Origin of the sequence: uncultured Tateyamaria sp. (genome assembly GCF_947487805.1) — a bacterium.
In the GTDB taxonomy this organism is placed as follows: Bacteria; Pseudomonadota; Alphaproteobacteria; order Rhodobacterales; family Rhodobacteraceae; genus Tateyamaria.
In genome coordinates, this window is sequence record NZ_CANKXW010000010.1 from 25,197 (window position 1) to 49,959 (window position 24,763).

Below are 24,763 nucleotides of genomic sequence, written 5' to 3' on the forward strand. Positions count from 1 at the left end.
GGAAGGCGCACCCTGTTTCGTTATTCCAGTTCAATACCGCGCGCGGCACCCACGGTCGCGTTCCAGATTTTCGAGCAATCCGCAAAGCCCGAATTGCAGCTCTCGGCCCAGCCCGGCAGGACCTTTTCCATCGTGGCAGCCGTCACCCTGGCCTGATCGTCGGGCGAGGGTGTGACCAGTTTCATGTCGAAGGCGGTATAGTTCTCACAGCCCTCTCCGCCGGTGTTGCAGGCGATGGCCCAGCCGTTGTTTTCCTTGGCCAGTGCCCAGAATGCGTCTTCAAACGCAGCGAATTCGGCTTCCAGCTTGGCTTTTTCCTCTTCGGAAAAGCTGTTCCACTTGTCCAGATTGATGAAATGCGCGTTTACTGACCACGAGATGCCCAAGGGCAGAAAGTGGGTTGTGACCTCGGGCCAGTTTCCGGTGTTGCCGGACGTTGGTGACGTGATTGCGCAATCGACGACGCCGCGTTGCAGGGCCGGATAGACCTCTTTGAAACTCATGGTGACGGGTGTCGCGCCCAGGGCCTCTATCAATGTAGACATGGAGGAGGTGTAAGAGCGCACCTTGAGCCCTTCGAAGTCGTCAAGGCTGGCGATTTCGGCGTTGCAATAGAACACCTGTGGACCGTAAGGCCAGACGGCCAGCGGCTTGGCATTGAACTTCTCGGCGACGCGCTTTTCGAGTTCGGGCATGAAAGCCTCGATAGCGTCTTCGAGCTGTTCCATTGAGGTGGAGACGCCAATCAGGTCAATACCTTCCAGAAACGCGTCATCGCGCGCGGCGGCACCCACTGTGCTTTGCACGATGTCAAAGGCACCTGTGCGGACCATGCGCAGCGTATCCTGCATATCCACGCCCACGACGTCGAGCGGGTTGAAGTTGATGGCAAGATCGATGCCAGTCTTTTCTGCGAGGCCCGCATAGAATTCCTGTTCCAGCGCCGTGTGGAATTTGTGGGTTGAGACCAGTCCGGTCGCCCGGATCGAGGTTTCTGCAAACGTTGGGGCTGCCGCCAACGTGAGTGCGGCGGCCATCATAGTGGTCTTCAAATTCATATCTCTTCTCCATGTTGTGTTGCGTGTTGGCCGCGGGGATGAACCGCAGCAAAGTGGCGGGCGATATCGATGCGTCTTGCCCGCCAAATCTGCCCTTCAAGCGAGGCCAGATATTCGAGGATTTCGGTGACCGCGCGGAATCGTGCTGGCCGCCCGCTGATGCGCAGGTGAAAGCCGATCGACAGGGTCGCGGACCTGCCTTGCTGCGCCTCTTGCAGCAATTGCTGGACCGCGTCGCGGACGTACTCAATCATCTCAACCGCGCGCGTGAAGCCATTGGGATGAAAGAATTTCATATCGTTGGTGTCGAGGTTGTAGGGCAGAACTATCAGGCCCGATCCATCATGATAGGGAAGATCATCGTCGAAGGCATTGGAGGTGTAGGTGTAGCCCTGTTCGCTCAAAAGTTGCCGCGTCCATGCGCTTTCCGAGCCCCGGCAGAAGAAGCCGGTCGGTCGCTGGCCGGTGGCCGTCTCGATCGTGTCGGTTGCACGCATGAGGTCGGCGCGTTCGGCGTCAATGTCCGGGTAGTCGGCATGTGGCCGCCAGATCCAGCCATGGCAGGCTGCCTCGTGCCCGGCGTCTGCTATCTCACGGGCAAGCTGCGGGCTGCGTGCCACCGCGCGGCCGCACATATAAAATGTGGTCGGAGTTTGCGTGCTCTCAAGCGCGTCAAGAAATCGCCAAAGCCCGACCCGGCTTCCATAGGCAAAGATCTGTTCCTGGCCCTGATCACGGTGTCCGTCAGGCACGACGCTCAGAACCTCGCCGACGCGTTCAGACGTGCTATCGCCATCTCCAGCCTGATGTTCCGCACCCTCTTCGAAGTTCACGACGACCGACACCGCGACACGCGCGCCGTTAGGCCAGATGATCTGAGGCGGGGACCCGGCATAGCCGATGAGATCGCGGTCAGACATCAAAAAGGCGCCCCCATCCCTGGATGCGCCTGGGGTCGTCGCCTGCAACTTGCATCGATTTCCAAAGCGCGGTCGAAACACTGTCGAGCACGGGGATGCCCGTTTCTGCCTCGATGATGGGGGCAAGCCGCGCCCCGCGGAAGTTGGTGCAATAGATCGTGATGGCGTCGGGTTTGTCGGCGGCCACGGCGCGGCACAGATCGAGAATTTCGGCCTCTGAATAGGTCGCAAACGAGAAGTTTCCCTGATCGCCAAGGTGTCGTTCTGCGGCCACTTCAAACCCTGCAGAGCGGTAATTGGCCAGAATGCGGTCTTGAATTTCGGGCAGGTAGGGTGTCACAAATGCGATCCGCTTTGCGGCGAATTTCGCGAGCAATTCGTTCATCGCAAGGATTGATGAGCAGGCTTTTACGCCGGTGCGCGTTTCGATCTCGGTAATCAGCTTGTGATCGGTGTCAAACCCAAGCCAGCCCGAAGATGTGCCATTCCAGCAGATCGATTGCACCCTGGCATCCGCCAGAAGTTCAGCGGCGGCCAGCATCGGCTCGTTCCTGAATTGCCCAAGCGCGTCATCCTCCATGGAAATTTTCAGCACCTGAAACCGCGCAAAGTGGGCTGATGCGTCAGGCAGGCCTGACAGCATCGCGGCGGTCAGCGGTTCAAGGACAGTGTTAGAGGAGGGCGTCAGCATGCCCAATCGCGTGCTGGCTAATTCGGCGGTCATGGATGATACCTTTGCTTATGAAACCTGTTCTCGTGATCAATCCAAACAGTTCGGAGAAAACGACTGAAGAAATGGCTGCCATCACGCGGCGGCATTTGCCTTCTGTGCGGGGATGGACCAACGCGGATGCGCCCGCGATGATCACCGAGCCTTCGGCACTGGCCGCTGCAGCCGATCAGGTTTGCCGGGCTGTCTTGCCCGAAGCGCGCGCCGTGATTGTCGCGGCCTTCGGCGATCCGGGCGCGCAGCGTCTGGCGGCGCGTCTGCCATGTCCCGTCATAGGAATCGGAGCCGCTGCTGCACGTGCTGCCGCCAAGGACGGCACGCCATTTGCAGTGGCCACAACAACCGCGCAACTTGGCCCGCCTATTGACGCGCTGATGCAGGCCCATGGGGCGGCGGGCACATATCTGGGGAGTTTTATGACCCCTGGTGCGCCAGAGGCGTTGCTGGCAGATCCGGCCGCTCTGGACGCGGCTTTGTTGCAGGCGTGTTTGAATGCCCGTGATGCCGGGGCAGAGCGGATCATCATCGGGGGCGGACCGCTGGCCGAGGCCGCAATCCGGCTGGAGCCGCAGGTTGATGTGCCGCTTGTCCAGCCTCTGGTCGCCGCAAGCAAAGAGGTCGCCACCTTGCTTGATCCCGCTTGATTTACAGCAAAACATCAGGGGCCTCCCGTTCCAGATGCGTGCCGCTGGGACTGCCGATAGGTGCCCCGTCCAACATGACGGTGTTGCCGCGCAGGATCGTGCGCACGGGCCAGCCCGTCACCTCGAACCCTTCCCAGGGCGTGTAGTCGGAGCCGTGATGGAGGTCGGCCTGCCGGATAGGTTTGCGCAATGCAGGATCCCACAGGGCGATATCGGCATCCGCGCCGACCATAATCGCGCCTTTGCGGGGATAAAGCCCGTAAAGCCGCGCGTGGTTCGTGGCCGTGATCGCGGCGAACCGTTCCAACGATATGCGTCCTTTGACGACGCCTTCTGAAAACAGGATCGGCAGGCGCGTTTCCACACCGGGAATGCCATTGGGAATGTTGCGGAACGTCTTGCGTGCGCCTGGCGCGTCTTTGCCGGCAGGATCATTGAAGCGGAACGGGCAGTGATCGGATGAAAACAGGTCAAACGTGCCCTGTTCAATCCCGGCCCAGATTTTGGGCCATTCTTCGACTGTGCGGGGCGGCGGGGAGCAGACGTATTTCGCCCCATCAAACCCGTCGCGATCAAGATCGGATGCGGTCAGAGTGATGTATTGTGGGCAGGTCTCGGCAAAGACGGTCAGGCCGCGTTGACGGGCGCGCATGATCTCTTCTGTTGCCTCGCCGTTGGAGACGTGAACGATGGTCAGGGGCACGCCCGCAATTTCGGCCAGCGAGATCGCGCGATGGGTCGCTTCGCGCTCGACCGGAACAGGACGCGTGGTCGCGTGGTGAAAAGGGCCGGTCTCTCCTGCGCGCTCGGCCCTGTCACGCAGGAATTCTATTGCGTCTTCGTTTTCGGCATGAACCATGACCATCGCGCCCTGTTCTTTGGCCACGGCCATGACTTCAAGGATTTGCCGGTCGGACAAGGCCAGGCCTGCATAGGTCATGAACACCTTGAAACTGGTGTATCCCGCTTGAATGAGCGCTGGCAGGTCCTGCCCGAGTGTCACCGGATCGGTTTCCCTGACGATAAGGTGAAAGGACACGTCCGTCATGCAGTTGCCATCCGCCCTGGCGCGATAAGCGGCCACAGCCTCGCGCAGAGTTTGGCCTTCTTCGGGCAGACAGAAAGGCAGGATGGTCGTATTGCCGCCGCAGGCAGCACTGCGGGTGCCGGATGTGAAATCATCGGCCATTTCGATTCCGGGGCCTGAGGGTTGGGAGATATGCACGTGGCTGTCAATCCCGCCAGGCAGGGCGATGAGACCTCCGGCCTCGATGGTTTCTGTGCCTTTCAAGCTGCTGCCAAGTGTCGCGATCTTGCCATCGGTGATCCCGATGTCGCAGTGTGTCGTGCCGCTTGCGCTGACGACACGCGCGCCGGTGATAACAGTGTCATGGCTCATGCGATTTCTCCTGCGATAACGGCACTCAAATCAGCCCCAAGCCCGGTAGAGGTCTTAGCAGCGGGGCGAGCTGTGCGATTTCGATAACTGGGTGAGAGGCGCGACAATGCCATTGCCTGAACTGTCGCTGCGGCAATCGGATCGACCAGAATTCCGGGTGTCTCATCTGCGATCTGCGGGGCAAGCCCTGCCAAAGGTGCGCCCCCAAGGATCACCACAGCAGCGCCGTCCGTTGCTGTCGCTTCCCTGGCGAGCCCAATCAGGTCGCTCCGCAGCACCTCGGCCACATTATTCACCGTTTCCGGCGGTGCCTTGGGGCATCGCACACCGGTAAACCGTGCGCCCAACCCCGTCTGCCGGATACTGGCGTCGTACCAACCCGCCATATGTGGCGAGAAGGTTACGACCGAAAACCGCTCCCCCAGCATAGCCGCGGACATCACCGCGGCCTCGGCCATGCCGACAATCGGCAGATCAAACAGCTCGCGCGCGGCGGCAAGACCAGGATCACCAAAAGCTGCGATGATTACGGCGTCCACATCGTTGCGGTGTGCGGCAATCGTCTCGAGCACATTGGCACCCGCAATCTGCGCCTCGGCAAGAGACGCAATGTAGGGAAAGCCGGACGTGGCGGTCAGGGGCACGATCTCGACCTCTGGCCCAGCAGTCTGGCGTGCTACATCCATCATGATCTGCGTCATGCTTTCGGTCATGTTTGGATTTATCAGCAGAAGGCGCACGTCACGTGATCTCCTTTAGGATCGGTTCCAACTGCTGCGCCAGGGCAATGAGCGCTGCGTCTCGGCCTGCTTGTGAGATCAGTTGCAGCCCCAGCGGCCGGCCTTGAGAGTCCGACCCGCAGGGAAGGGATAAAGCAGGCACGCCAGCGTGGTTGATTTGCGGCGTAAAAGCAGCGTGGTCGCGAGTTTGGGCGGGTCGACCGCCAATCTCGGTCGGCGCGTCCATTTCTGCAGGCCATGCCGCACAGGGCGTTGTCGGCGTTGCGATCACTCCGTATCGATCCAGATCAGCGCGCAGGGTCTGGCGCATCTGGTGCGAGGCCTGATGCGCCGCCGCGACCTCAACTCCACTCAGCGAAAGACCTGTTTCGATTTGCCCGGCAACAGCTGGATCAAACAAGTCGGGCGTTTTGCGCCAGACATCGCCATACATCTGCGCCAGACCCGCATATTGCAGAGGTTGGATATCGTGCCCCTTGATGTCATTGGGCCAGATGATCTGAGCTTGCGCGACCTGAACGCCAGCAGATTTCATCGCTGTGATCACAGCTTCGAAGTTCGCTTTGACATCGGGGTCCATTGGCTGACCGGTGCCAAAATCCTCCGAGACGGCGATTTCAAGCGGCGTGGGCGACACGGGTTCCAGCCTGCCAAGCACGCGCATTGCGAGCGATACATCCTCTATCCGGCGGGCGATCGGGCAGATGACCGAGATACCCCATACCGGTTCGTCAAAACCGGGGCCATAGGGGATCAGGTCTTGCGTGGGCTTCAATCCGCACAGGCCCGTATGGGCAGGGGGCCGGCGCGATGATCCGCCCGCATCGGTGCCAAGCGCCAAGGGCACAATCCCGGCAGCCACCGCAGCGACGGACCCGCCCGAAGACCCACCCGCCGTCAGGCTCGGGTTCACAGGATTGCGCGTGATCCCATAAAGGGGCGAAACGGTTGCCCCTTTGCAGGCGAATTCGGAGCATGTCGCAATCCCGATAATCACAGCACCCGCCATGCGCAGACGCTTGACTGCTTCGGCATCTTCAGGGGCGATATGATCGGTGAAGAGCTTTGAGCCTTGAGTACTATGCAGCCCTTTCACCCAGATGTTGTCCTTTATCAGGACCGGCACACCCGCCAGCGGCAGGGTCTCTCCAGCCTGTAACCGCGCGGCGACGCGCGATGCCTCCGCCTGAGCTTGCGGGTTCATCTGACAGATGGCGTTAATTGCCGGGTTTCGTGCCTCGGCTCGGGCCAGTGCTTCGTCCGTCAGTTCGGACGGGGTCGCTTTGACCTCCTGAACGGCACTGACGAGAGCAGAGATAGGGCCATCCAGCAGGCTCATTCCGCATCTCCATGATGCTTCGCCCAACAGGCGGCGATGTCGCGGCGGGGGGCGATCCAGACGTCCTTGTGAGCGGTGATGTGGGTCAGAACAGCCTCCAGCGCGCCAATGCGGGCAGGGCGTCCGATGATACGGGTGTGCAATCCGATGGACATCATGCGCGCGGCTTTTCCGCCTTCGGCATAAAGCCGGTCGAACCCTGCGATCACGTAGTCGGAAAAGTCCCGCGCCTGCACGAAGCCACCGCCGGGAGAGAAGCGCATGTCATTGGTGTCAAAGGCATAGGGCAGTACGACGTGAGTGCCATCCATGTAAGGAATGTCATCGTCATAGGCGTTACTGTCATAGCTAAACCCGCCATGTTCCTTCAGCAGGTCGCGGGTTTGTGGCGAGGTGGCCGACCGGGTGTGCCAGCCAACGGGCGCGACCCTGGCGATCCGTGCGATAGATGCATGGGTGCGGGCAATAATCTCGCGCTCATGCGCCTCAGCCATGCCTGCATGGGTCTCCCAACGCCAACCGTGGCAAGACACCTCGTGGCCACGCGCCACAGCGTCCCGGATTAACCACGGGGTTGCCTCTGCGGCGCGTCCGCAGGTGGAAAAGGATGCCTTTGCGTTATGCGCGGCCAGGGCGTCCACGATCCGCTGATACCCTTGTCGGGGGCCATAGCCAAAGTGGCTTTCCATACAGGGGTCCGGCGCGCCTTTGACCTCTTCGACGGCCTCATAGCGGCTTTCGTTGCGCTCATCCCCCGCTGCAATCGACAGCTCTGCGCCTTCCTCGATATTGACGACGAAGGAGACGGCCAGCCGCGCTCCGTTTGGCCAGCAAGGGACGGGCTCAGCGCCCCAGTATCCGCGCAGGTCCCGGCTCATCCCCGGATCATCCTGTTCAGCCCGACGGTGCGTGACCCGATCACCAGAACGATACAGGCGAGCAGGATCAGCCCCGAAGAGATGGCGGCCAGTGAGGGGTCGGGCTGTTCCTCGAGGTACTGCAACATCTTGATAGGCAGGGTTTTGTTGCGTGCATCTGTGAGGAAAATCGAAATCGGATAATTGTCCATCGACGCCAGAAAGGCGAATAAACCTCCCGTCAGATAGGCCGGAGCAAGGTTGGGCACGAGTACTTGAAAAATGGCCCGCGGGTAGCTCAGGCCAAGGGTCCGCGCTGCATCGACAAGGCTGAAATCAAACGCGGCCATCGAGGCCAGCAGCGTGCGCATCACAAAAGGCAATGTGATCACGATATGACCCAGAAGGAGCGAGACGTAAGCGTCGCGCAGCCCTATTTCGCGGAAGAACTGAAGTAAGGCGACACCCACCACCAGCCCTGGCATCATGAGCGGTGACACCGTAAAGGTCGCAATGGCCTCGCGTCCGCGGAAAGAGCCTCGGGTAACAGCGATGGCCGCCAGCGTACCAAGGATCAGTGAAATGGCCGTCGAGACCACCGCAAGGTTCAGAGACAGGGTGACGGCCTCCCACAGGCCGGATCGGCGCTCAAGTGATTGATACCAGCGCAGCGACCATTCGGGTGGGGGCAGGGTGTAGACTGCCGAGGATGTAAAGGACGCGGCCAATGTGATGACGATAGGCAGCATCAGGAAGATCACACAGCCAAGCGCGACGACCCAACTGAGGGCCAGTGCAAGGCGGTCCGTTCCGGTCATTGCCGCGCCCCCAAACGGTTTGCCGCCCAGCTTGAGGTCAGAACCACTGAGATCGCGATCAACAGCAGGATGGAGGAAATCGTAGCCCCCAATGCTTCGTTGCGCAGATACAGGAACGACCGCGCCGTCAGCATGGACAGTGTTTGCTGACGTTCACCCACGATAAGCGACGGGATCACGTACATCGAAATCGCGAGGCTGAAGGTAAAGGCGCAGCCAGCGACCACGCCCGGCAGGCTAAGCGGAAGAGTGACGTTCATAAAGCGGAACACAGGTGTTGCCCCAAGCGAGGCTGCGGCCTCGGGGAGGCGGCTGTCCATCTGACGGAGCACGGCGTAGATTGGGAGCACCATAAAGGGCAGAAAGACATTTGCCGCGCCAATGATCAGCGCGGTTTCCGTGAACAGCATCCGAATAGGCGCGTCGGTAATGCCCAGCGACATCAGCGTGTCGTTCAGCACGCCGCGCGTGCGAAACAGGATCGTCCAGGCAAAGGCCTTTACAACCACGCCCACGGACATCGGCAGAACCATAGCGACCAGAAAGACGGACAGCCAAAAGCCCTTTGCGCGGGCCATGACGATGGCGGTAGGGTAGGCGATGATCAGCGCCAGCCCCGTGGTCAGCAGCGCCACGCGCACCGTCCGCCACAGGACCGACAGATTGTAGCTGTCGCTGAAAAAAGCAACGTATTCCGCGAACGAGAACTGGCCGTCGATCTGGACTGATTTCAGCAGCAGCATGAACAGCGGCAGCGCGTAGATAACGGCCAGAAAGCTCAGACCGGGTAAAGCCAGAAGGCCGATACGTTCTGCGCGTCCGGTCATGTGCCCGTCTCGTAGACAAGCGAATCTGCAACGTCCCAGCCAAATGTCACCGTATCGCCGGGTGCATAATCCGAGTTCATTCCGGGCACTTCGCAAAGCAGGCGGTCGCCGGCTTCGGCGCGTCCATGCAGTTGCGTTTTGGAGCCCAGCACCATGGCGTCCGCCAAAGTGACACGGAGTGTGTTTTCAGCGGCGCGGGTTTTAACCAACTCTGGCCGCACACCGATTGTGACTTTGGTGCCGGGGACGAATGTGCCGGGGGCGTGGACGGTCCCGTATGCGCTGCGAATGGTTGACCGGTTTTCGGTACTTTCGATCACCTCTCCGTTCAGGCGCGTCGACAGGCCAACGAAATCCATGACAAAGGCGCTGGCCGGGCGCGCATAAAGCTCTGATGGTGTTGCAAATTGTTCAATCTGGCCCGCGTTCATGACCGCAATACGGTCGGAGACGCCCATCGCCTCATCTTGATCATGGGTCACAAAAATCGCTGTCATGTTGCGGTCGCGCAGCAAGGTTTTCAATTCGACCTGCATGGTCTCACGCAGTTTGCGGTCCAGCGCGGAAAAGGGTTCGTCCAATAGCAAAAGAACAGGATCGACGATCAGAGCCCTTGCGACGGCAACGCGTTGTTGTTGCCCCCCCGACAACGCTGCAACCTTGCGTTCGGCAAAGTCGCTCATACGCACCAAGGCAAGGGCCTCGGCCACCTTGGGGCCGCAATCGGTCTTTGCGTGCCCACGTGCCCGCAGACCAAAGGCGACGTTTTCGGCGACCGTCAGATGCGGGAACAACGCGTAGCTTTGAAAGACAACTGAGATATTGCGTTTATGGGCTGGTGCGGATGTGATCGCGCGCCCGTCGAGCAGAACCTCACCGCTGTCGGCTGTGGTCAGCCCCGCAATGATGCGCAGCAGGGTTGTCTTGCCACAACCGGACGGCCCGAGAAGAGACACCAGCTCTCCTCGCCCCACGCGAAAATCCATACCAGACATGACAGACGTGCCCTTGAACGCCTTGCCAACGGCATTGACGTCCAGGTATTTGCTGTCGCCCATGTCCCGCGGTGCGGGGGGTGCCATTGGTCAGATCGCCATCAACTTGTCGAAACGTTCGATCCATGCACGACGGTTGGCGGCGACGAATGCCCAGTCGGGGGCGTAAATGGGCACGCCATCTGGAATAATGGCACCCGCGCTCACGGTGGTGTTCGCAGGAACAGAGGTGGCGAAGTCGGCAATGGCGGCTTGCATATCTGGTCCAAGCATTTCGTTAACGTAGGCTTCGGCCAGTTCCGCGTTTGGGCCGCCTTTTACAAGGCAGATGCCGGATGGCATGGCAAAGATGCCCTCGGACGGAGCGGCCAGATCCACAGGAACGCCCGTCGCTTTGCGTGGCAGCGTGTAGGACGAGAAATTGCCCGCGAGCATGGTGATTTCGCCTTGTTCAAGCAGGTTGAACGCCTGGCTCATCGTTGTGTAGACGGACAGCAGGTTGGGTTTCAGTTCCTCCAGCTTCTCAAAAGCCGCGTCGATTTCATATTGCGCTTCCGAGAATGGCTTTCCAGAGCCGAGCATCGCTGACATGAACAAGGTCCACATACCTTCGGTGTTTTGCAAAGAGGGTATAATCAACTGGCCCTTGGCCTCTGGTGCCCAGAGGTCTTCCCATGATGCGACACCTCCGGATTTGAAGTCGGTGTTATAGGCAACGCCCGCCCAGGGTTGGACGTAGTTGCACCACATGCCATCCATATGCACCGCATCAGGGCGCAGATCCGACATGTTTGGCACAGGGCCTGATGTGATCGGCGTCAACAGATCGGCCTCGACCGCCTGGATCATGACCGGATCGTCCATCTGGACAACCGACAGATAAGGCGCGTCCTTGTTCGAGGACATTTTCTCGAGGTTGACCGAAGACTTGGTCCCCTCAAAAAGGATATCCGCACCGATGGCGTCTTTCATGTGTGGCACGACGATCTGCTCCATCCATGCGGTGTGCGATCCTGCGCAACCGATCACCAGTTCTGTGGTTTGAGCGTGCAGAATACCTGGTGCGGCGAGTGTTCCAAGTGCCGTATATGCCGATCCTTTCAACATGGATCGACGTGTCATTCCTGCTTGTGTCAACCGTCGCATTTTCAGCCCCCTGTGCTTTTTTCTGTCGTCACAAAAAAATGGCATGCCATTTTCCGGGTGTCTCAAATTTTACGTTAGGGAGGCGGTAGTTTTACTACAGTGATAGAATTTTGGGCTAAATTTCACAAAAGTGCTGGCGAGAAGACTCTCAGGAAACTGACTGAGACGTCAGAACCTCTGTAATCGTTTCTCCGGTGTGACGCAGGTGCGTTTCCCACACCTCAGAGGCTTGCTGCGCATTGCCATTCCGGAAGGCCTGCATCAGGTCTTCATGCTCGGTAACCGCCTGCTCAAGCCGTTCCGGTTTCATGATCGCCAGGAACCGACCCCGTCGTGCCCGGATCATGAGTCTTTGGTGGGTCGCGATCAGAACAGGATTTGCACAGCTCTTTATGATGAAGTCGTGAATGACGGTGTTCATATCGAAATAGTCGTTCGTTCGTCCGGCCCTGTGGTGGTCCAGCATTGTTCCGTGCAAATCTTCCAGTTGGCGCAGCACATCAGCCGTCATTGTCTCGGTGACCCGGCGGGCCGCGAGGGCCTCCAGACTGGCGATGACATCAAAAAGCAAGAGAGCTTCTTCGGGCCTGTATTCAGAGACGAGTGCGCCCCGGTGCAGATTGATCTCGATCAGGCCGTCGGCCTCAAGCAGCTTGAGTGCTTCGCGGATAGGGGTGCGCGATACCATGAGTTCCGCAGACAGACGCCGTTCCACAATGCGATCCAGGGGCGCCAATTCGCCCTTGACGATACGGTCGCGCAAAATCGCTGCAACGTGTTCGGCACCCGTTGTCGCATGCTCGGATTTCGTATCGGGTCCTTTGGACATGAGCTCGCACCAACAGCATAAAGCCCGCCACATGCAGGCAAGCCAAGTCTGCGTCAATCCCCTTCATCGGGCTAAATGATCTATCCTGCGTTCCACGGGCAGGTCATATTGTCCGGCTCGCAGGTACATTTCACGGTAATAGGGCAGGAATTTTTCGACCCGTTTGTCCGCCAGATTCATCGCGTTTTGCTTGCCGGCGAAAACGGCCGAGGCTTCGGCCAGGATCGCGTCTTCGTCCACGGTTTGCAATCGTCCGTTCCGGGTGACCACACGTCCGGCCACCATTGTGAGCCTTACAGATTGCCCCAACTCGCAATGCACCAATTGCCTTGGCAAGTTATTGAGCGGCACGAACGGGAGTGCTTTCAGGTCGATCAGGATCAGATCCGCTGGCGCGCCAATCGCCATAGTGCCAAGTCCCGGCTCACGCATAGCTGTTCCACCGCCCTGGGTTGCGGCATTCAAAACTTCGACTGCCTGGGGCCAGCGCTCGTAATCCCAATCGCTAAGCGTGTGAAGCGATGCAGCTGTCTTCATCACGGACCACATATTGATCGCGTCATCCGCAATGGCTTCGTCGACACCAAGGCAGACAGGAATCTTGCGATCCTGTATGGCGCGCCAGCGCATCACGCCACTGCCAAGGCGCAGATTAGAATTTGGGTTATGCGCAACTGAAGCACCGGATGCGGCCAGCAGGTCAAGATCCGGATCATCTACCCAAATCGCATGTATGACATTCATCCGGTCGCTCAAAAGCCCCAGATCGTGGGTGTAGCGTACCAGCGAGCGACCGCTCAGGCAGACTTCTCCGAACACCCGCTGAAGCCGCGTTTCTAGCATATGGGCATAGAACGGCAGGTCATTGCGGATACTCAGATCGTCCAACTGCGCGAAATAGTCAGGCGAAACGCGCTGTGGCGCAGAGCATGAGACCGCGGCCTTGATGCGTCCGTCTGAGGTGTCATGCCAGGTGTCGATCAGATGCGCGTAGCTTTCAAGAAGTGCGCTGGCGGGCGCGCCGGTCGGGACAGAGAGTTCGTGCCGCAAATCATCGGGCAGGATGTCGCGCAGAAAAGGGAGCTTCTCCAATTCGCTCAGCTCTGGTTGGTCCAAGGCAAGCCGTGCGCGCATTCCGCTATCGGTGTATGCCTGTGCAACAGCGTCGATGATCTCGGGTTCTGGGGCTGGCACAAAAAAGCAATCGTCCTGCACACTGGTGGTGCCAGAACGGAGCATTTCGATACATCCCAGCATCGTGCGCAAGTAAGCCTCACGCGGGGTCGGGCGCAGCACTTCCAGTTCGGGGCACTCATACAACATGAACACTTCCAGCGGCAGCGACGGCAACCGCCCTTTCATATGGTTCACCGCCGAATGAAAATGGCCGTTGATCAGGCCGGGCATCAAAAGATTCACATGGCCTTCGATGATCTCTTCGTCCGGTTCCGGGGTGAGGTCAGGGCCGATCTGCGCGACCTTTCCCCCTTTGACGCGCAGGTCGCAGGCTGGCGACATGCCTTCCGATCTCTCAAGATCAAAAAGCCGAACGTTCCGGAACATCATGCCCGTCATGTGGAGGAAGAGCTCTTGTAGAATGGCGTCCGTGTTGCAGTGTTCTGCAGATACCCCTGGTAGAAATCCTCGACGACAGGCATGACCTGCTCGCGCAACCAATGGCGTTCCTGTTCGTCATTGTCGCGTGGCGAAGACAGGGCTTCTGCAATTTGTGCCATGACGGCCTCGCGGTCGATCATGGTGAACCGGCCATCCTCGTAAACGACGCGTCCTTCGATCATGACGGCTTTCACGTCCTTGGTCTTGGCCCGGTGAATCAATGCATCCAGCGGGGCGATGTCCGGGTCCTGGAACGGGAAGGTAGCGGTGCCGTAATCCAGAATGACCGCGTCCATCCTGCGACCCGGATCCAATCGCCCGATCGTCGCGCCAAAGGCGGTGGTCATGGCGCCATGCTCACTGGCCATGCGCAACACCTGGGCGGGCGATGGCACATCCGCACGGTCCATGCCAGGCACGCGGTGCACGGTCAAAGCCATGCGCATTTCCTGTAACATGTCGCGATCATCGTTGATGCCAGCCTCGTCCATGCCCATGCCCACTGTCATGCCGCGTTTTTGCAACTCCATCAAAGGCAGTACGCCTGAGCGGAGGCGGAAATTGGACGAACAGTTGTGACAGATACAGGTGCCTGTGCCTGAACAAATTTCGATGTCTTCCTCGGTCATCCAGACCCCGTGGCCAAGCGTCATGTGTGGGCCTAAAAGCCCCAGCTTTTCCAGATGCCTGACGGCCGTTGTTCCGGTGCGCTGGAAGGCATATTCTTTTTGATAAGCGGTTTCGAGCAAGTGCATATGCATTGGCACGCCAGCCGATTTGGATTTATCCTGCAAGGCAAGCAAACCATCGTCTGTCATCCAGTGCAGATTGGCAGGGGCCAGCTGTATACGCGCCCGCTGGGTAGTCTGCTGCGCGGTCAGCGCGTCAAACAGCTGCAAATACTCGTCAAATGGCATGGTCAGCTTTTTGAAATGCGCTGCCATGACCTTGGCGACATCAGAGAGCAGACGTTTGCAGAACTCCTCGTCCGCCTCATAGACAAACCGGTTTTGCTCGCGCACGGCATAACAGTAGGACACCCGCATGCCGATATCGTCATAGGCCCTGAGCACACCAATCGCCGACGCCGTGACCTGTTCCAGATTGCCCACGGCCCAGCCCTGAATATGCTGCACGGTGGTTACACCCGAGGCGATCATCTCGAAGGCCGAGAACAGCGTATCCAGATAGGGGTCGATCTTGCGCATCGCCAGCCGTGCGGCGAACCAGATTTCCAGCGGCTCATCCGGCGCGCCCAGTTGCAGTGGGGTCAGCCCGATATGGTGATGGCTGTTGACCAGCCCGGGCATGATCAGGTGATTTGGGTGGTCAGTCACAGGCGCATCGGGGTAGGCGGCCTTGATCTTGGTGGATGGACCCACGGCAAGCACCTCGCCATCCTCGTGGGCAAGACCGGCACCCTCAATCATCTCAGCCGTGTCATCCTTGGATACGCCCGTGACAATCCAGCGCGCGGTGATGATTTCGACGCTCATGTCAGTTCCTGCTCTTTAAAGGATTTTTCGACTTCTTCGCCCAAAAGTGCTTCGCATTGGCGGGCGAGTTCGATCATTTCGGGGCTGCGCATGTCGCGTGGACGCGGCGCGGTGATGGGGATCTCGGCTTTGATCTGGCCGGGGCGGGCGGTGAAGACAACGACTCGGTCCGCAAGTGCGAGCGCCTCGTCGATAGAGTGCGTCACGAGCAGGACCGAGGCTTTTGAACTCTCCCAGATGTTGAGCAGATGGCCTTGCATGCGTGCGCGCGTCTGGACGTCGAGCGCGGCGAAGGGTTCATCCATCAACAGAACTTTGGGCTCCATCGCCAGCGCGCGCGCCAAAGCGGCACGCTGGCGCATCCCGCCAGACAGTTCATGGGGGCGACGCTCGCCTGCGCCCACAAGACCAACAAGGCGCAGCAGACGCTCTGCCGCCTCTTCCTGTTTTTTCGGGCTTTGACCAGCGATTTTCAGACCGAACGTGATGTTGTCCTGCACGGTCGACCATGGGTACAGCGAGGCCTCCTGAAAGATCAGGCTACGTTCAGGCGAGGGTTCGGTCACCTCAAGCCCGTCGAAGGTTACGCTGCCTTCTGTTGCGTCTTCCAACCCTGCCACGATGTAAAGAAGCGAGCTTTTCCCGCAGCCCGAAGGGCCGAGCAGGACAACGAATTCGCCCAATGCCACGTCCAGCGTCAGATTGCGCACGGCCGGGACAGGGTCTGCCCCATCCGGGTTCCATGTTTTTGATACATTGGTGATTTTCAGGCCCAGGGTCATCTTAAAGCCCTCCTACATTTGAGGGTCCAACCCACCACAGCACCTTGCGCTGGACGTAGCGCAGCGTCTGGTCAAAGGCAAAGCCAGTCAGCCCGATGAGCGTCATGGTAAAGAACACGAGGCTGGCATTGAACGTGTTGCGTGCCATCATGGTGACTTGCCCGAGGCCAGAGCCAACACCCACTGCTTCTGCAATCAGCACAACCATCCACGCGGCAAAAAGGTTCATGCGCAGCGTCACGAACAATTCAGGCAGAATGGCGGGCAGGATCACATGGCGGTAAATCTGGCGTTTGTTGCAGCCCATGATCCGCGCAAGCTGAATGTAGTGAACAGGAACATTGTCGATCTGCGACAGTGTTGCCAGTGTCATGATGAAGAAGATGGCAATGAAGACAAGAAAGATTGCAGGTGGATTTCCGATGCCAAATATGAACACGGCAACCGGCAACCACGCGACAGGAGAAATCGGGGCGAGCATCGTGACCAGTGGAAGCACCAGGTTGCCAAAAATCCGGAAATACCGAATGCCGATCCCAATGGCGAGCGACAGCAGGAAACCCAGCGCCAGCCCCACCGTCACCCTGAGGGATGACCATGCGATCACACCAAGGACAGAGAAAATTGAGCCGCCCGTAGCCAGGGCTCCGGCCCGTGTACCGCCCGGATCAAAGAACCGAAACTGATCCGGCAGGTTTGCCAGGAAAATATGCGGGGGCGGAAGCAGAAGCGGATTGGCCCACCCCCGCCACCAGGCAAACTCCCAAAACCCGACGAAAATCGACAGAGATGCCATGACCCAGAGCACAGGTTCCATGCGCCGCAGCAGACGCATGCCAAAACTTTCCTGCCTGTTTGCCACCAGTGGCGTTTCAAGAGTTTCGTCGGTCATTGGTGCCGCCTTACGCTGTTTTCAGCTTCAGGCTGTCATAGAGGTCTGCATTTTCGGCGATCACCTCTTCCAGTAACGTCCAGTTCACCGCCGTATCGGGCAGCGTGTCCTTGACGTAGCCCATTTTCTGCATCGACACGGAACGCTCGACAAAGAAGTCCGAGTTGTTGCGTTGGTCGATCATGACGGGCTGCCGCGACTGGGCCAGTGTCAGGGCTTCCAGCGATGTCTTGTAGTAAGTGCCCTGCGTTTCAGCCAGTGCTGCGGCAGTGTTTTGCTCGGATTGCAACTGCGCGGTCATCATTGCCTTGATCACGGCTTTGACAGCTTCTGGGTTTTCTTCCAGAAGCGGCGTGCGAGCTGCAAGCACACAATCGGAATAGCCCGCACCGTAAAGGTCGAGGCCATCGGTCAGGATGCTTGCTCCGGCACGTTCTTGCAGACACTGCGTTGCGTAGGGTTCGATATGGCTGACCGCATCAATTGCGCCGTTGATGAAGGCCGCAGCCAGTTCCGGCGATGTGTTGAAATATTTAATTTCAGCGTCGGCAAATGCCATGCCCGCAGAGGTCATGTAGTCATAGGGCAGCACCTCCAGCGTATCCGCCTGGAATGTCCCGATGGTTTTGCCTTTCAGATCCGCAGGCGATGATATGCCCTCGGATCCGATCAGAATGCACCCTTCGACACCTGCACCGGCGACAATCTGCACAGGCGCGCCTGCATCGACCAGAGTGATAAAGTTGGAATAGGGAATGACCGAAACATCGACCATACCAGCGCCAAACAACGTCACCACATCCGTGGTTGTCGGCGTCACGACGAAATCAAGCTCGACGCCATCCGCTTCGGCCAGTTTGCGTTCCTTAGCCAGAAAAATACCAAGGTTACAAAGGCCGCCACCATGGGTTGCCTTGATCGTTGTCATCCCTTGCGCAGCGGCAAGCCGAGGGGCCATCAGCCCCGCAGGCAATGCAAGGCTTGCAGCCGCAGCCGCACCGCCTTTCAAAAAACCACGACGGCTGGCTTCCTGGATTTTATGATAGGTATTTCCGCATCTTTCACACATTTTATGTCCTCTCTGTCAGGACACAAGCGTAGGAGTTCGGGTCATTTGATAATGTGCACGACCCAGTCACTTCGCTTGTGACAGTTTCGGCACGCCAACCGTTAAAGCAGTCAGGCGGATATTGGGGAGGAGGTTCGCCCCACCGCTTTGCGCTGACTTGACGCTGACTCATCAAAACCTGGTACACCAAGCCTCAACAGGTCAAACAGAAGAGTTTGACGGTGGGGCGTCTAATAATTGGGCGGAATACGATCAGCCCGATTGCGTTTTAGGCGATGCTAAACTCAAGCATTGCTGTTTGGTTCGATCTTGCCCGTTGGCCGTGTGATTTTGTTTTGTTTCTGTTTCTCCAGATGAAACGCAACGTATGAATGGCAATTTAGCTCATTTGGCAGGCCATCATCGTTTACGCTATTCTGCGGTTTGCATGCCCAACCGGTGCAGGGTTTTCCGTTCGATCACAACAACGAGTTGATACAGAATGACCGACAAGAGAACTGAAACAGAGGCAACGGTCCAGATCATGCCAAAGTCCAGGTAGCCGCGGGATTGGTTCAGCAAGTTGCCGAGCCCTCGCCCCGTGGCCAGCCATTCTGCGATCATGACCCCAAGCAAGGCGCGCGGGACAGTCAGGCGCGTCGCTGCGAACAGATAGGGCAGGGAGGCCGGGATCGTCACCAGCCGCATTTCCTGCCAAACAGATGCACCATAGGCGCGCGGCAAATCTTGTGCGCTGCGCGGAACCAATGCGATCCCTTGCGCCAATGTGACGAAGGCAGGAAAGAACGTCACCGAGATTGTCACCCAAAGCGTCAAAGAGGTGCCGCGCCCGAATATCAGCACCAAAAGCGGGGTCAGAGCCACCAAAGGCATGGTTTGCGTCACAAGGGCCACAGGCATGAATGCGCGAATGGCGTTTGGGAACAGCCGTGTCGAGATTGCCAACAGAAACGCAAAGCCAATGCCAGCCGCCATGCCCGCGAAAGTGATGGGAAGTGTTTCTGACAATGCCCGCAAGAGCTTTTCTTGTGCGACAGGGGCAGTCTTTGCGAAAAACAGGTAGTCCATCACCCCAAAAGGTGTTTTCGCGATCATCGCAGGTACGCCGGTCAGCACTATGAAGGCCCACCACAAAAGGAATGGCAGTGACACAATGCCGAAGAGCATCAGCGCACGCTTGAACGGTGATGCAGGGACTGCCGCGCTAATGGGAGTGGCGGTGTTCAACGTCACAGCGCGCGTCGCCCCCAGCAAGCGCCTGGAAACCAATGCAAAGAACAAATAGCCCAATCCCGCAATAGCGGTTGCGATCAGGCCAATGCCCCAAAGCCTGTCTGGCTCTCCTCGGCCAAGCGATCCAAGCAGGTAGGTTCCAAGCCCCCAGCGCCCTCCACCGCCAAACTCGGCCAGAATTGCGCCCAATACGGCGTTGGGAGCCGCAATCTGGAAGCCTGTAATGATAGTGGGCAGGGCACTGCGAAGTTGGACCAGCCAAAGAACACGCCAACGGCCACCTCCATAGGCTTTCACAACGTCACTGGCCCGACTGTCGGACTGGCTTATTCCGATGACAGTTGCTGTCATGGTTACGAAATAGACGGCCAGCGCGGCAAGAACGATGCGAGGTGCCATGCCGGATAAAGTCAGCACAAGGATCGGGGCAATCGCGATGGGCGGCAGTGCAAAAACTGCGATATTCACACCGCGAAAAAGGCGCAGCAATGTTGGCGACATCGCAAATGCCACACCAGCTATCAGCGCAATTGCATTGCCAATCAGAAAACCAACACCGGACGCATAGAGCGTTGCCCAGATATGGCGCGGATAATCGGCGTGGTCTTCCCATAACCTGATCAGGATTTCTGAAAACCCTGGCAGGGCACCACTGGCAACCAGATCCATGCGGCCCGCGATTTCCCAGATCAGAAGCAAGATCGCAACATTCCGCAAGCCCGTTGGCACCTTAGCCATGCAGCACCGATGCGATACGATCTGTCAAAGCATGGAAGGCCGGATCTGAGAAGAGGTCTGGATGACGGGGGCGTGTAAAAGGCACATCGATGATTTCGACAATGCGGCCGGGGTTTGCGTGCATCACGGCAACGCGGTCGGCCAGAAAAACGGCCTCATCAATCCCGTGTGTGACCAGTAGCGCAGTCGAGCCTGTTTCCTGCCAGACACGCTGCAATTCGACGTTCATCTGACGCCTCAATATTTGGTCTAGTGCTCCAAACGGTTCATCCATAAAGAGCACGTTTGGTTTGGTGACAAGCGCGCGGGCAATCGCCACACGCTGACGCATACCACCCGATAACTCGCCGGGGAGGGAGTTTTCAAACCCCTTCAGACCAACAAGCTCAATCATTGCCTGCACCTGGGCGGCATGCGATTTCCGGCTCAGGCCAATGACCTCAAGTGGCACTTCAATGTTGCGACGCACATTGCGCCAGGGCAGCAAAGCCGAGTCCTGAAAGGCAACGCCCGTCTTGCCGGACTTCGCGGCGATGGCAGGCGCTTCGCCGTTGATCAGCACATCGCCCGCATCAGCAGAGTCCAGCCCCAAGGCGATGCGCAAAGCTGTGGATTTTCCGCATCCAGAGGGGCCAATCACAGCAGTAAAGGACGCAGGTGGACACAGCAGCGTCACATCGTGCAACGCTTCAACCGTTTTTCCGCGTCCTTCAAAGGTCTTATAGACCCCGGAAAGGGAAATCCCATCCGGGGCAGGCATCAGATTTCTTCTAAAAGCGTTGTGTCAAACATGTCGCGCGACCCGTTGATGCCAACTTCGGCCAATGCACTGAGGTTTGCGGCGATCCCTTCTTCTGTCATCGCGAAAATGCCAGCTGAGTTTTCCATCAACGGTTTCTGCGCTTCGTTAAAGAAGATTTCGTTGTCGATTGTGCGGCCAGTGCCCGCAAAATGGGTGTCTGCCCATTTTGGTGGCCAAAGCGCCGTGTCGACATTGTTTTCTATCCACCCTTTGCGACTGGCGCGCAGCCACGCCACCAATTCGGCACGTTTGCTGTTCAGGACCTCTTCGGTCACAACAACTGTGTCATTGTATGTGGTAAAGCCAAAGTCATAAAGCAGGAAGGACGTCGCCTCGACCCCTTGCAGGCTGATCGTGTAGGGGACGTTGGTGGTGAAATCGAGGCTGGCGTCGATCTCGCCCTTGATGAGAGGCGTTGGGTCGTAAGCATAGGGCACGATGTTGACGTCACCCGGATCGATGTCGTTCAGCTTGAGCATGGCTTCGACGGAAATCACATTCACAGGCGGCACGGCAAGTGTTTTGCCAACCAGATCAGCCGGGGAATTAATGCCGCTGCCAACCAGTGACACAATCCCGATGGGGTTCTTCTGGTATTGCGCACCGATGATCTTGAACGGAGCACCCTGATCCACAATCGCCTTGATTGTGGTATCTGGCGTGGTGAGCGCCAGATCAGCCCGGCCCGCGATGATGGTGCTCTCGGGGATCACGTCGGGGCCGCCGGACAGATACGTAAGATCCAGCCCTTCGTCTGCGTAATAGCCCTTATCCATCGCCAGAAAATAGCCTGCAAATTCGGCGTCATTGATCCATGCGGCTTGCATGGTCAAAGGTGTCGCGGCCATCGCCCGCACCGGCAGAGATGATGCGGCAGCGGCGGCACCTGCAGTACCCAAGAAGTGGCGGCGGTTTAATCTTAAGGTCATGTCATTTATCTCCTGTTGGATGGATTCAGGCTAAGCCCTGGATGCGTTGCAATTCCTGCAGCGGCGGGGTTTCAGCGATTTGTTTGGGATCTAGCAGCGGCCATTTCACGCCGCTGGGGCGTTTGGCACGGCGTTCGACGGTGTACATCTGTGAAGGGGTTGCGATCTTGTCGACCAGAATGTCCGTCTCGGATGGCTGAAGCTGATCTTCGACCAGCTGCACATCATGGACAACCGCCAGCACCGGTGTCGTCTCATCCACCAGGCCAAGATCTGTAAACATGCCCCATTCCAGATCAAAAAAACCATGACCTTTGCCGAACCGAACGCCATTCTTTGATACAGCAGACGCACCGGTCACCATCAGATCAAAACGCCCGCGTTTTGCGATGTCTTCCAACGTGATCGGCGTGCCGAAATGCTCCATCCCATCCAGCCAGGACGCGTAGAGCGCTGCACCTTCCGGAACCTTTTCTGGTTCAAGCAAAACAAAACCGCGGTAGATGCCATAGGTCGACATCACGAAAGGCTTTCCATCTTCGATCATGCGGCGGCGCAGGTCCGTAAGGCAATTATCTGGTGTAATAAACGCAAACGCAGAGTCAGCGTAGGCGTCTTCTGCAACCAGGAGGTCGGTCGCTTTTTCAGACCCTTCGAAGTCAGGGATCACCTCGGCAAAATTCAAGTGAAATCGCGTATCCGGCTTTGCTACATCGTGCAGTTTTGTCCAGATCCGTTCTCGGACAACCTTTGAAGTAGACATCGCGATTCCTTTGCGTTTCACTGTTTCACAGTAGTGAAATTTTCGTTTCATAGGTCAAGTTGAATCTGAAAGCAGTACAGGATATTCCCTTTTTCATGGCTTCACGACTCATCCTTCGCATTCATGAAAAGCACGCGCGCCTGACAAGCAGTGAGCAGAAAATTGCCAATGTACTGGTGGAAAATCAGGGGCTTATAGAAACTCATACCGCGACTGAACTTGCAAATATGGCAGGCGTGTCCAAAGCGACAACTGCCCGTTTTTTTCGCAGTTTGGGATACGTCGATTTTGAAGAAGTTCGCCTGCAGGCGCGGGAGGAACGGGACCGAACCCAGCCCTATTCCCAAAAAGAACAGGCACCGGACCAGGTCATACTTGGTCGGTCAATCGTCGACCATCTGGATTTGGAATTGCGCAATTTGACCCGAACTTTCGAAGAGCTGCGCTCGGACCGGTTGCCAGAGGTTGCTGAAATCCTTTCAACCGCGCCACGTGTCTGGTTTTTGGGATTTGGTGCTGAAGATGGTGTCGCACGCATTGGGAAAACGCTGTTCTCGCGATTGCGCCATGATGTTCATTATCTTGATGGTGCAGGGCAGGACTGGGCAAGCGATTTGGCGATGATGGGCCCGCGTGATGCACTTGTCCTTGTTACGTTAGAGACACGTCCAAAGCTGTTGCGCTCGCTCTTGGCCTATGCGCGAACATCACGGCTTCGGATCATCACGATTACGGACCATCGCTATCAGGCGCAAGCAGAGCGCTTTTCTGAAACTGTCCTGGCTTGTCACGTTGCGAGCTATGGGATGCTGAATACGCATGCGACTGTTGTGTCTATGTTACGGCTGGTTGCGATAGCATATGTGGGAAAGAACCCTGTCGCCGTAAAACAGCGGGCCGAAACGCTTGACGCAATTGTTGAGGAACTTGATCTTCTGGAGTGAGCTGCTCACTCGACCCGATGAAAAACAGAACGCCAAACGAACACGCCCAGTTGCCCCCAATCCCCGCCCATAGCCTGTCGTCGTACCAGGGGGCTAGACTGCCTTAACCGGTATAAGTAAGCGTGCAGCATGGTCCCGAAAACCCGATCGCGGACCACAGGAGAGCCCAGAATGCCCAACAACGCAGCCGCTGCGGCAGCGAAACTATCCGTCGCGCCGATGATGGACTGGACCGACCGGCACTGCCGCTATCTGCATCGGCTGCTCAGCGGGCAGGCGCTGCTGTATACCGAGATGGTGACCGCGCCCGCACTCGTGCGGGGCGGGGCGCTGCATCTGCTGGATCATGACCCGGCTGAACATCCCGTCGCGCTGCAACTGGGCGGGTCGGACCCGCAGGAACTGGCGCAAGCCGCACGTTTGGGCGCGCAGGCAGGCTATGACGAGATCAACCTCAATTGCGGCTGCCCTTCCGACCGGGTTCAATCGGGGACCTTTGGCGCGGTTCTGATGCGCGATCCGGCGCGCGTGGCCGCCTGCGTGGCCGAGATGCGCCACGCGGTCGACGTGCCCGTCACGGTCAAATGCCGCATCGGCGTGGACGAACAGGACCCCGAAGAGGTGCTGCCCGAATTTCTGTCGCGCGTCGTCGCTGCGGGCTGCGAGCGGGTCACGATCCACGCCCGCAAGGCCTGGCTCAAGGGCCTCAGCCCCAAGGAAAACCGCGACATACCCCCGCTCGACTATGATCTGGTGATGCGGATGAAAGGGCTCTTTCCCAACCTGCACATCTCGATCAACGGCGGTGTCGACAGCATCGATCAGGCGGTCGATCTGCTGGATGCGGGCCTTGATGGCGTGATGATCGGACGCGCGGCCTATCACCAGCCCGCCGATATCCTCTGCACCGCCGACAGGCGCATCTTTGGCACCGGCAGGGATGCGACCGCTGAAGACGCGGTGGCCGCCATGCTGCCCTATATCGAAGCGCATCTGACAGAGGGCGGGCGCTTGCATCAGGTCACGCGCCATATGCTGGGCCTTTTTGCCGGGCGTCCCGGTGCGCGCGGCTGGCGTCGTGTGCTCAGCGAAGGGGCCACGCGCCCCGGTGCCGGGCCCGAGCTGGTCGAGGCCGCATTGGCGCAGGTGACGGCGCTGGCCTCGACCGCCAAAGCGGTGTAGTCACCCGCGACCCG

Annotated in this window: 24 protein-coding genes and 1 pseudogene; 3 read left to right on the forward strand and 22 right to left on the reverse strand. The window is 58.3% G+C overall.

The window, feature by feature from the left end; all coding sequences use genetic code 11:
• Nucleotides 1-20: 20 nt before the first annotated feature.
• The 3 genes from Q0949_RS18930 to Q0949_RS18940 are packed head-to-tail and all read right to left on the reverse strand — an operon-like array spanning nucleotide 21 to nucleotide 2,702.
• Nucleotides 21-1,058: a TRAP transporter substrate-binding protein gene (locus Q0949_RS18930; RefSeq protein WP_299376132.1), complete on the reverse strand. Its 1,038-nt coding sequence runs from the start codon at nucleotides 1,056-1,058 to the stop codon at nucleotides 21-23.
• Nucleotides 1,055-1,978, reverse strand: coding sequence for a polysaccharide deacetylase family protein (locus tag Q0949_RS18935; RefSeq protein WP_299376135.1), 924 nt, complete (start codon nucleotides 1,976-1,978; stop codon nucleotides 1,055-1,057). Before Q0949_RS18935 ends, Q0949_RS18930 begins: the two co-directional genes overlap by 4 nt.
• Nucleotides 1,971-2,702, reverse strand: coding sequence for an aspartate/glutamate racemase family protein (locus Q0949_RS18940; RefSeq protein WP_299376137.1), 732 nt, complete (start codon nucleotides 2,700-2,702; stop codon nucleotides 1,971-1,973). Before Q0949_RS18940 ends, Q0949_RS18935 begins: the two co-directional genes overlap by 8 nt.
• 17 nt (nucleotides 2,703-2,719) lie before the next feature.
• Between Q0949_RS18940 and Q0949_RS18945 the strand changes: the two genes are divergently transcribed.
• Entirely contained in the window at nucleotides 2,720-3,352 is a 633-nt protein-coding gene (locus tag Q0949_RS18945; protein ID WP_299376140.1) for an aspartate/glutamate racemase family protein, read from the forward strand.
• A 1-nt stretch (nucleotide 3,353) separates the two neighbouring features.
• Here the strand turns inward: Q0949_RS18945 and hydA are convergent, their stop codons facing one another.
• From hydA to Q0949_RS19035, 19 genes and pseudogenes are all read right to left on the reverse strand, one after another.
• Nucleotides 3,354-4,751 (reverse strand): dihydropyrimidinase, encoded by a 1,398-nt coding sequence (gene hydA, locus Q0949_RS18950; RefSeq protein ID WP_299376143.1) that lies wholly within the window; start codon nucleotides 4,749-4,751, stop codon nucleotides 3,354-3,356.
• On the reverse strand, nucleotides 4,748-5,491 hold the full coding sequence (locus Q0949_RS18955; protein ID WP_299376146.1) for an aspartate/glutamate racemase family protein: 744 nt from the start codon (nucleotides 5,489-5,491) through the stop codon (nucleotides 4,748-4,750). The genes hydA and Q0949_RS18955 overlap by 4 nt, the downstream gene beginning before the upstream one ends.
• Nucleotide 5,492: 1 nt before the next feature.
• Nucleotides 5,493-6,830, reverse strand: coding sequence for an amidase (locus Q0949_RS18960; protein WP_299376149.1), 1,338 nt, complete (start codon nucleotides 6,828-6,830; stop codon nucleotides 5,493-5,495).
• A complete protein-coding gene (locus Q0949_RS18965) occupies nucleotides 6,827-7,708 on the reverse strand; it encodes a polysaccharide deacetylase family protein (protein WP_299376151.1) in 882 nt (293 codons plus the stop codon). The genes Q0949_RS18960 and Q0949_RS18965 overlap by 4 nt, the downstream gene beginning before the upstream one ends.
• Nucleotides 7,705-8,505, reverse strand: a complete 801-nt coding sequence (locus Q0949_RS18970; RefSeq protein ID WP_299376153.1) for an ABC transporter permease — start codon at nucleotides 8,503-8,505, stop codon at nucleotides 7,705-7,707. The genes Q0949_RS18965 and Q0949_RS18970 overlap by 4 nt, the downstream gene beginning before the upstream one ends.
• On the reverse strand, nucleotides 8,502-9,332 hold the full coding sequence (locus Q0949_RS18975; protein ID WP_299376156.1) for an ABC transporter permease: 831 nt from the start codon (nucleotides 9,330-9,332) through the stop codon (nucleotides 8,502-8,504). Before Q0949_RS18975 ends, Q0949_RS18970 begins: the two co-directional genes overlap by 4 nt.
• Nucleotides 9,329-10,414: an ABC transporter ATP-binding protein gene (locus Q0949_RS18980; protein ID WP_299376159.1), complete on the reverse strand. Its 1,086-nt coding sequence runs from the start codon at nucleotides 10,412-10,414 to the stop codon at nucleotides 9,329-9,331. The genes Q0949_RS18975 and Q0949_RS18980 overlap by 4 nt, the downstream gene beginning before the upstream one ends.
• A 3-nt stretch (nucleotides 10,415-10,417) precedes the next feature.
• On the reverse strand, nucleotides 10,418-11,473 hold the full coding sequence (locus tag Q0949_RS18985; protein ID WP_299376162.1) for an extracellular solute-binding protein: 1,056 nt from the start codon (nucleotides 11,471-11,473) through the stop codon (nucleotides 10,418-10,420).
• A gap of 148 nt (nucleotides 11,474-11,621) precedes the next feature.
• Nucleotides 11,622-12,302 carry a GntR family transcriptional regulator gene (locus tag Q0949_RS18990; protein WP_299376165.1) on the reverse strand — a complete coding sequence of 227 codons (681 nt, stop codon included), beginning with the start codon at nucleotides 12,300-12,302 and terminating at the stop codon, nucleotides 11,622-11,624.
• Between the two features lie 63 nt (nucleotides 12,303-12,365).
• Nucleotides 12,366-13,877: an amidohydrolase family protein gene (locus Q0949_RS18995; RefSeq protein WP_299376168.1), complete on the reverse strand. Its 1,512-nt coding sequence runs from the start codon at nucleotides 13,875-13,877 to the stop codon at nucleotides 12,366-12,368.
• Nucleotides 13,874-15,415 carry an amidohydrolase family protein gene (locus Q0949_RS19000; protein ID WP_299376171.1) on the reverse strand — a complete coding sequence of 514 codons (1,542 nt, stop codon included), beginning with the start codon at nucleotides 15,413-15,415 and terminating at the stop codon, nucleotides 13,874-13,876. Before Q0949_RS19000 ends, Q0949_RS18995 begins: the two co-directional genes overlap by 4 nt.
• Nucleotides 15,412-16,197 carry an ABC transporter ATP-binding protein gene (locus Q0949_RS19005; RefSeq protein ID WP_299376174.1) on the reverse strand — a complete coding sequence of 262 codons (786 nt, stop codon included), beginning with the start codon at nucleotides 16,195-16,197 and terminating at the stop codon, nucleotides 15,412-15,414. The genes Q0949_RS19000 and Q0949_RS19005 overlap by 4 nt, the downstream gene beginning before the upstream one ends.
• A gap of 1 nt (nucleotide 16,198) precedes the next feature.
• Complete coding sequence (locus Q0949_RS19010; protein ID WP_299376176.1) at nucleotides 16,199-17,089, reverse strand: ABC transporter permease; 891 nt, start codon at nucleotides 17,087-17,089, stop codon at nucleotides 16,199-16,201.
• A gap of 10 nt (nucleotides 17,090-17,099) precedes the next feature.
• Nucleotides 17,100-18,017, reverse strand: coding sequence for an ABC transporter substrate-binding protein (locus Q0949_RS19015; RefSeq protein ID WP_299376179.1), 918 nt, complete (start codon nucleotides 18,015-18,017; stop codon nucleotides 17,100-17,102).
• Nucleotides 18,018-18,056: 39 nt separating this feature from the next.
• A pseudogene (locus Q0949_RS20670) lies at nucleotides 18,057-18,158 on the reverse strand (twin-arginine translocation signal domain-containing protein); the annotation flags it as partial.
• A gap of 411 nt (nucleotides 18,159-18,569) precedes the next feature.
• Nucleotides 18,570-20,060, reverse strand: a complete 1,491-nt coding sequence (locus Q0949_RS19020; RefSeq protein WP_299376181.1) for an ABC transporter permease subunit — start codon at nucleotides 20,058-20,060, stop codon at nucleotides 18,570-18,572.
• A 61-nt stretch (nucleotides 20,061-20,121) separates the two neighbouring features.
• Nucleotides 20,122-20,889 (reverse strand): ABC transporter ATP-binding protein, encoded by a 768-nt coding sequence (locus Q0949_RS19025; protein WP_299376183.1) that lies wholly within the window; start codon nucleotides 20,887-20,889, stop codon nucleotides 20,122-20,124.
• Complete coding sequence (locus Q0949_RS19030) at nucleotides 20,889-21,860, reverse strand: ABC transporter substrate-binding protein (RefSeq protein ID WP_299376186.1); 972 nt, start codon at nucleotides 21,858-21,860, stop codon at nucleotides 20,889-20,891. The genes Q0949_RS19025 and Q0949_RS19030 overlap by 1 nt, the downstream gene beginning before the upstream one ends.
• A gap of 25 nt (nucleotides 21,861-21,885) precedes the next feature.
• Nucleotides 21,886-22,623, reverse strand: a complete 738-nt coding sequence (locus Q0949_RS19035; protein ID WP_299376189.1) for a 5-formyltetrahydrofolate cyclo-ligase — start codon at nucleotides 22,621-22,623, stop codon at nucleotides 21,886-21,888.
• 95 nt (nucleotides 22,624-22,718) lie between these two features.
• On the opposite strand from Q0949_RS19035, the gene Q0949_RS19040 reads away from it, so the two are divergent.
• Entirely contained in the window at nucleotides 22,719-23,567 is an 849-nt protein-coding gene (locus Q0949_RS19040) for a MurR/RpiR family transcriptional regulator (protein WP_299376192.1), read from the forward strand.
• 171 nt (nucleotides 23,568-23,738) lie between these two features.
• Nucleotides 23,739-24,749 carry a tRNA dihydrouridine(20/20a) synthase DusA gene (dusA, locus tag Q0949_RS19045; RefSeq protein WP_299376195.1) on the forward strand — a complete coding sequence of 337 codons (1,011 nt, stop codon included), beginning with the start codon at nucleotides 23,739-23,741 and terminating at the stop codon, nucleotides 24,747-24,749.
• Nucleotides 24,750-24,763: the final 14 nt, after the last annotated feature.